This window comes from Rhodoferax sp., from assembly GCF_010365055.1.
Taxonomy (GTDB): domain Bacteria; phylum Pseudomonadota; class Gammaproteobacteria; order Burkholderiales; family Burkholderiaceae_C; genus Rhodoferax.
Genome location: NZ_JAAFHA010000139.1, coordinates 1 through 7,058, shown reverse-complemented (window position 1 = coordinate 7,058; position 7,058 = coordinate 1). Strand labels below are relative to the sequence as shown.

Annotated in this window: 10 protein-coding genes and 1 pseudogene; 7 read left to right on the top strand and 4 right to left on the bottom strand. The window is 56.8% G+C overall.

Annotation, left to right across the window (positions count from 1 at the left end):
• The first annotated feature begins 283 nt into the window (after nucleotides 1-283).
• Entirely contained in the window at nucleotides 284-727 is a 444-nt protein-coding gene (locus tag GZ093_RS19360; protein ID WP_296489224.1) for a PRC-barrel domain-containing protein, read from the top strand.
• Nucleotides 728-971: 244 nt separating this feature from the next.
• On the opposite strand, the gene GZ093_RS19355 is transcribed toward GZ093_RS19360, so the two are convergent.
• The 4 genes from GZ093_RS19355 to GZ093_RS19340 form a co-directional block, all read right to left on the bottom strand.
• Nucleotides 972-1,409 (bottom strand): 5'-nucleotidase C-terminal domain-containing protein, encoded by a 438-nt coding sequence (locus tag GZ093_RS19355; protein WP_296489223.1) that lies wholly within the window; start codon nucleotides 1,407-1,409, stop codon nucleotides 972-974.
• Nucleotides 1,410-1,762: 353 nt separating this feature from the next.
• Nucleotides 1,763-2,584: an alpha/beta hydrolase gene (locus GZ093_RS19350; protein ID WP_296489221.1), complete on the bottom strand. Its 822-nt coding sequence runs from the start codon at nucleotides 2,582-2,584 to the stop codon at nucleotides 1,763-1,765.
• A gap of 32 nt (nucleotides 2,585-2,616) precedes the next feature.
• Nucleotides 2,617-3,168, bottom strand: a complete 552-nt coding sequence (locus GZ093_RS19345) for a hypothetical protein (RefSeq protein WP_296489220.1) — start codon at nucleotides 3,166-3,168, stop codon at nucleotides 2,617-2,619.
• Between the two features lie 161 nt (nucleotides 3,169-3,329).
• Complete coding sequence (locus GZ093_RS19340; RefSeq protein WP_296489218.1) at nucleotides 3,330-3,527, bottom strand: hypothetical protein; 198 nt, start codon at nucleotides 3,525-3,527, stop codon at nucleotides 3,330-3,332.
• 245 nt (nucleotides 3,528-3,772) lie between these two features.
• On the opposite strand from GZ093_RS19340, the gene GZ093_RS19335 reads away from it, so the two are divergent.
• The 6 genes and pseudogenes from GZ093_RS19335 to GZ093_RS19315 all read left to right on the top strand — a co-directional run bounded on the left by GZ093_RS19335 (nucleotide 3,773) and on the right by GZ093_RS19315 (nucleotide 6,665).
• A complete protein-coding gene (locus GZ093_RS19335; RefSeq protein ID WP_296489216.1) occupies nucleotides 3,773-4,102 on the top strand; it encodes a hypothetical protein in 330 nt (109 codons plus the stop codon).
• 128 nt (nucleotides 4,103-4,230) lie between these two features.
• Nucleotides 4,231-4,645: pseudogene (locus GZ093_RS19330) on the top strand (catalase); the annotation flags it as partial.
• A complete protein-coding gene (locus tag GZ093_RS20895) occupies nucleotides 4,634-4,789 on the top strand; it encodes a catalase (protein WP_363261144.1) in 156 nt (51 codons plus the stop codon). The pseudogene GZ093_RS19330 and the gene GZ093_RS20895, both read left to right, overlap by 12 nt.
• Entirely contained in the window at nucleotides 4,758-5,108 is a 351-nt protein-coding gene (locus tag GZ093_RS19325; protein ID WP_296489215.1) for a transposase, read from the top strand. Before GZ093_RS20895 ends, GZ093_RS19325 begins: the two co-directional genes overlap by 32 nt.
• A gap of 74 nt (nucleotides 5,109-5,182) precedes the next feature.
• Nucleotides 5,183-6,178: an IS1595 family transposase gene (locus GZ093_RS19320; protein ID WP_296489213.1), complete on the top strand. Its 996-nt coding sequence runs from the start codon at nucleotides 5,183-5,185 to the stop codon at nucleotides 6,176-6,178.
• A 181-nt stretch (nucleotides 6,179-6,359) separates the two neighbouring features.
• Nucleotides 6,360-6,665 carry a hypothetical protein gene (locus tag GZ093_RS19315; protein WP_296489212.1) on the top strand — a complete coding sequence of 102 codons (306 nt, stop codon included), beginning with the start codon at nucleotides 6,360-6,362 and terminating at the stop codon, nucleotides 6,663-6,665.
• Nucleotides 6,666-7,058 lie beyond the last annotated feature (393 nt).

Below are 7,058 nucleotides of genomic sequence, written 5' to 3'. Positions count from 1 at the left end.
GAAGCCCTTGCCACCTTGCTGCAAGCGGGTCTGTCCCTCTCCATTCCCCATTGATGACCCGGGCCGTTCGCCGGCCGCATCGCGGTTGGCATGAAGTGCCCCGGCAAGTGGTCATGTTGGCGCTGCTTCACACATAGGATTATTTTCACAGCCTATCCGCGGGTGCCTGTGTGTTGCCGCACAGACGAGAGGGCGTTTTGCGTCTATCTTTGGCACTGAGCATCGGACATCGGGTCCGGCGTTCAGGTCACTACTTGACACAAGTCATTTACTGGAGATTCACATGAACTATGAAGAACGCGACACTTATGGCATGTACAAAGGAAACCTCGTCGGAGGCACCGGAGTCGTTGTGCGGCAAGGTCCAGGCCCCGAGCTCATGGGGGCCGATACGCTGATAGGCAACGATGTCTATAACCTGAAAGATGAAGACCTTGGCGACATCAAAGAAATAATGCTCGATATGCGCACGGGTCGGGTCAGCTATGCCGTGTTATCTTTTGGTGGCTTCCTTGGAATGGGCGAGAAGCTGTTCGCCGTGCCATGGAGCGCATTGAAGCTTGATACGCAGAACAAACGCTTCACACTCAACGTCGAAAAAGATCGCTTGGAAGGCGCTCCAGGATTCGACCAGGAGAGTTGGCCCAATATGGCCGACCCGTCGTGGGAGAAGAGCATCCATGATTACTATGGGACAAAACCATACGCAGGCGACGTTATCGTTTAGGTGATTGCCTGTCACAGGCTTTGTGCAGGATGTCGAAGGTCTCGCTGTCAAGAGCAGCGAGTTTCGACGGGTGCTTTACATGGCAAAACATTGCCAGCCTTCGAGGAGGGCGGTGGAGCCCCAGAAAGACATTGGGGCGGATGTTCATAGGCTCTACCAACTCTTTCGCGGGAAGAAGGGGAGCGGTTGATAGTGCTCTCAATGATGTTCACACACTCTCCACCGCTACTACTTGACCATCTGACTAATCGTTGGCGAATCCCGGGTTTGAACCCAGACCAATCAGTCGCGGTACGTTGGGTGTGTGGTCTTTAACAATCGGTGCACTTTTTAGATACTGCTCGACCACCTCCCACACCGGCTCGCCCGCCGACTGCACGCTGCCTACACCCCATCGTGCTACTTTGTAGGACTTGTCAGCTTGTATCGGCTGTCCGTTCAAAGGCATATCGCTAATGCGGGAATTTATTTTGGCTGCCGGCTCACACGCGTAAACAAGTCCGCCGGTACGCACCATGTCGCCGCCCTGATGCTGATAGGGATCGTCGTTGAAAATTTTGTCGCAAAGTGTTTCCAAGTGTTGTTTGATCTCTGCCCTGGTCATTTGTGCCAAAGAGGTATTTGGATAAGTGATTGTCGTCTGCTCCATCAAGTTTTCGCGGGTGATAATTTGTCCTGGCAATAGCGTGGCCCCCCATCCTGCCCCGCGTTCCCGGTATCGACGCCATCTACTGGGGGCGCAAGCTTGGTGAGTTTTCCAATCCAAGCGGGCAAATTTTTCAGCAAAGCCGCCTCAGGTGCACCCACGCATGAAAAACAACAGCAATAGGATTGGGACCGGGATTCCCACGAGCCAAAGCAAAATCCACCCAATCTTGCCCTTTTCTTTGTTACGCATAGTGATCTTCCTTTCCTTCTGGCGTATGCCGTTAGTTGCGGTCGACATAGTTGCTGGTGCTTGCCTAGTTGCCAGTGGCCCATGTTGACTATTTGAGATATTCATGAAATCTCCTGGCTGATCGTTTCTCGCCGCTCTCAACGTTTGAGGAAGTCAAGCAAGTCGGTGGTCAGCCGTTCCTTGTGGGTGGCAAACAAGCCGTGCGGTGCACCCTCGTATTCGAGCCACGTTGACTGTGCAATGCCTTTGGCCGTGAGGCGGCTTGAGGCATCAATCGGCACAATCTTGTCGTCCGTGCCGTGAACGATCAGCGTGGGCACCTTGATGGTTGCCAATTCCCCACGAAAGTCTGTGGTGGTGAAGGACTTGGCGCAGTCCAGCGTGGCTTTCAGGCTGGCTTGCATCGACACGCTGCGGGTCCATTCCAGCAGCTGCGGGCTGACGGATTGTGACTCTGCCGTGACACCAAAAAATTTCTCAAAAAATCCCGCTAGGAACTTCGGACGGTCGTCATTGATGGCTTGCGCCGTCTTGTCAAACGCGGCCTGTTCCGCACCCAGTAGGTTGTCGCTGGTCTTCAGCCGGAAGGGCAGGCTGGCAGACACCAGCACTGCTTTGGCCACCGACTTGCCGTTGTGGCGCGACAGGTAGCGAGCCACCTCGCCACCGCCCATCGAAAAGCCCACAATGAGCGGGTCCTTTGCCCCGGTTTGGTTGATCACGGCCGCCAGGTCGTCAGCCAGGGTGTCGTAGTCGTAGCCGCTCCAGGGTTGTGTTGAGCGGCCGAAGCCGCGCCGGTCATAGGCAATGGCACGGTAGCCCGCTGGCGCGAGCGCCATCGCCTGGTCATCCCAGCTGTCCGAGGACAGTGGCCAGCCGTGAATCAGGATCACAGGCTGGCCCGTGCCCCAATCCTTGACATAAAGTTCGGTTTGGTCGGCAGTGATGATTTTTGACATGACGGCGCTCTTCTCCTATCGCGCTGCTGGTTTTAGTTCTTACCGAACTTGGCTTTGGCAGCAGCCACACAACTGGTCTTGGCATCACCTGTCATTGCGTCGCACTTTTCAATGGCTACCTTGTAGTTGGCATCTGACTTGTCCTCAGCTGCCTCTTTTTTGGCCTCGCCAATTGTCTTTCCCAGCTTGGCATCTGCCAGTGCCTTGACTTCTACAGCCTTGGCTTCCTTGACGCACACGTCCTTGGCATTGCCGGTCTGGTCATCGCATTTTTCCTTGGCGACGGCGTAAGCAGACTTGGCCTTGGCTTCAAGCACCTTGGTCTGGTCGGCGGCTTTGCCGGTGTAGCTGTATTCCAGCTCGGCGCGTGCTACTGATTCCTTGGCCTTGGCTTCTTGCACACAGACATCCTTGGCGTTGTCTTTCAAGGCATCGCAAGCCTTTTTGTCAACTTTATAGTCCGCGCTGATGCGCGTCTTGTCGGCCTTGTATTCCGCCTTGGTCAGGGTGGCAGCGTGTGCCACTGAGAATGACAGCAGAGCGGCGACGACGAGGGAAGCTTTGAAATTGCGTGAGGTGTTCATAAATATCCTTTTGTGAATGTCAACAATGAAGAAGCAAAGACAGGTGCCGCTCCCTCAAGTAATGAATTTACGCAAATCCAGACAGGTTGTCTGTGCGGTGGCGAACCAAGGTGTGTGTTGGCCACCGCACAGACGCTACTGGGTCGGCTGGGTACGCTTGATCACTCGCGCCCTTTGCGGGCCAGAGCAGGCGAGAAAAACTCGAACCGGATGAAACAAACCACCATGAACATTGAAATGCCAACACCTTCGCCGTCGCCGTCGCCAGAGCCGATGCCTCCCATGCCCATGCCGCCATCACCCATGCCGCCGCCCTCTGAGGTGCCGTCTCCCTCGCCGCCAGCTTCACCGTCGCCCATGCCGCTGCCGATGACGGTCCAGGCAGTGTGCTGATGCCCGAGTCCACCCGCCGTGCGTTGGCGCAGTCAGGTTTGAATGCGCTTGAAACCGACGCCTGGCTGGTCCCCGCTTTCAGCTGCCTCGGGACCATCCAAGCCGCAAAAGCATCTGCTCTGACGACACACCGTCTCGGCCTTCCCACTTCAATTGATCAACTGCCAACACCAGGCCAGACTTGCCGCGTTGGGTTTTTGTTGTGACTGGCGTGGCCAGCCTCGCTCTGATCGGCGGGCTGCTGGTGTCGAATTTCATGGGCGGCGAGACAAAGATCGAACAACGCATAGAACGGATTTATGCGCTCGATGACCCGCGGTTCACGAACGAACTGGGCGTGCTGCTGGGTTCGCCGTTTCTGACAGGAAACAAGGTCAGTGCCCAGCTCAACGGCGATCAGATCTTTCCGCCGATGCTCGCGGCCATCCGCAGTGCCAAGGTGTCCATCACGTTCGAGACCTACATCTACTGGTCGGGCGACATCGGTCATCGACCGCCTCGCCGAGAGTGCAGCACCAGCCGTGCGAGAACTGGGCGATAGGGTCGCCACGACAAACGCTCAAACCTCGTGCATGACATCGAAGTCGGCGGCAGCCATATCGGCATGGGATGGAACCGGGATGTGCTTGCGGCAGTCGCAGACCGACTTGGTCAGCCACCCGGGTTATGGTGCCGGTAGCCATTGGCGACAACCAGAACTCGCTCAAGGCTGGCCTGCGCGGGCCAACGCTGATGGAAGACTTCATTCTGCGTGAGAAGATCACGCACTTCGACCATGAGCGCATTCCGGAGCGCATCGTGCATGCGCGAGGCTCAGCGGCGCACGGTTTCTTCGAGGCTTACCAGCCGCTCACCGAATTCACCCGCGCGGCGCCGTTTCAGGCGGCGGGCAAGATCACGCCGGTGTTCACACGGTTCTTGACCGTGGCTGGCGAGCGCGGCTCGCTTGCCACCGGGGCCGGGAACCAGGCGCTCGCGCAGCTCCACCGACACCGCGCGCGATGTGCGCGGCTTTGCCGTCAAGTTCTACACCGACGAGGGCAACTGGGACCTGGTGGGCAACAACATCCCGGTGTTTTTCATCTACACCGACGAGGGCAACTGGGACCTGGTGGGCAACAACACCCCGGTGTTTTTCCCCCTGTGTCAGACTAGTTGTCGCCTACCAAATTTACCCTTTTCGCGTAGAGACGACCATGAAACCGAAATATTCCGAAGCATTCATTGAACAAGCGATAGTCAAACTACTGACGCGCGGAGATCGCACCATACAGTCGATCGCACAAGAGCTTAACGTTAACTACTACACGGCCAAGAATTGGCTAAAGCGACCAGTCCCTGCCAAGGTCGCGGGCTCTGCGACAAAAGAAAAGCGCCCCCAGGACTGGTCTGCCAAAGAACAGCTCAACGCGCTGTACAAAACACACGGCCTGAGCGGTGAGAGCCTGAATGCCTGGTGCCGCGAAAACGGCCTATTTGCGCACCACCTGACAAGCTGGGAGGGCGCTTTCTGTGCCCAGTCTCAAAGCCCCTCGCAAACGGATTGAACCGTGCTTATCGGGTTGTCACACACACCCACTACCGGTAGTATGTTGAGCAACTGCGTCAACTTGGAGCTGCCGTGGCAATTGATGTGCTTGAGCGAGGCGATTTGCCGTTTCCGCGCTCGCTGCCGGAGTTTCAGCGCCTTTTCGCGGATGAGGCGGCATGCGCGGCCTATCTTGAACGCGCCCGCTGGATCAACGGGTTTGTCTGTCCTCGTTGTGGCACGTTTGGCGAACCTTACCGTATCTCCACGCGCCCAGGCGTACTGCGTTGCCGCAAATGCCGCTGCGATACGAGCCTTACCGCCGGCACCGTCATGGAGCGCACGCACACACCGCTCTCGGTTTGGTTCTGGGCGGCTTATCTGCTCACCAGTCAAACACCTGGCATGTCGGCTGTTCAGTTTCAGCGGCAACTCGGACTGCCGTGCTACGAAACTGCCTTTCAGATACTTCACAAGCTGCGCGTCGGCATGGTGCGACCGGATCAGGACCGAATCGGTGGGACGTCCGGTGAACACGTTGATGCCGACGAAACCTATGTGGGCGGCCGCACACGCGGGGAAGGCAGAGGCGTGCACCACAAGTCTATTGTGGCCGCTGCCGTTGAAGTACGGCACCGCCAACGCGACAGCGCGCTCAATAACCGCCGAAACAGTCGCTATGCCGGGCGTGTGCGGCTTGCGGTGGTGTCTGACCGGTGTGCCGATGCGCTCTGTGGCTTCATCAAAAGCGTCGTGGCACCGGGCGCCAGAATCATCACAGATGATTGGAGCGGCTACGCCGGGCTCACCAAACACGGCTATGACCATGCGGCTGTCGCGGAACGGGGCGATCCACTGGTTGCTGAAGAGTTCATGCCCATTGTTCACCTCGTATTCTCGAACCTCAAGACCTGGTTGCGTGGCATACATCATGGCGTCAGCCCGCAGCACTTACAGGCGTACCTCAATGAGTTCACGTTCCGCTTCAACCGCCGTTTCTACCCGTTCAACGCATTCCGTTCCCTGCTTGGCATTGCGGGCAACGTCACCGCGCCAACCTATGCCGAACTCTACGCCGCGAAGTCGTGAAACACTACATCCAGTGGGTGTGTGTGACAACCCGATAAGCACGGATTGAACTACGTGCGTTCAAGGACGAAATCGCACAACTCAAACGTGACCTGTCGCGCAAGGAAAAAGCCTTATCGGAGGCGGCAGCACTGTTGATACTGCAAAAAAAGTTCCGAGCCCTGTGGGAGGACGAGGCAAAATGACCACCCTCACACAGCGCAGCCAAATCATTACCATGGTGAGCGAGGCCACCCTCGGGCCTTGCCTGCTTCGCGGCACCGGCAGCGCGGTCTGCCCGTCCACCCCCAAGGGGTTCCCTCAGAACCGCGCGAAAACCGGGGGAGAAGATCGGCGCTGTCGCGCCGCCAAGAGTTGGACCTACACCGTCACCCAGCCTGATCCGCTGGGTTTTTTGTTGTCTAGTGCTGGTGCTGCATTTGGGCAATTTGCCTACAGATTGCCTACAAGCCTCCCAAAGAGAAAAGGTTTGCTATTATTTTCATAACAGCAAACCCTTGTATCTATTGGTGCCGGAGAGATGAATCGAACACCCGACCTTCTCATTACGAAATAGAAGGCATGGGCATACCCTCTAATTAATCAACCTTAATAAACCCCTATCTTCCCAATGAAACAGGCATAATTCACCTTAACGGGCTAGCACTCGGTTAAACGAAATCATCCCCTTAATGCTAGCCCCGTGCTAGCCCGGTGCTAGCCCAAAACAAGGAAAGGTGGACACCGTGGCGACCTCGAATCATCAAAAGCTGACGAAGACCCTGTTGAACGGTTTGGCTGCGCCGCAAGTCGGCAAGCGTCAGGTGATTTACGACACCGAAACCCCGAAGCTGGCCATGCGCATGACGCACACCGGCGTGAGGGCGTTCTATGTCGTCAA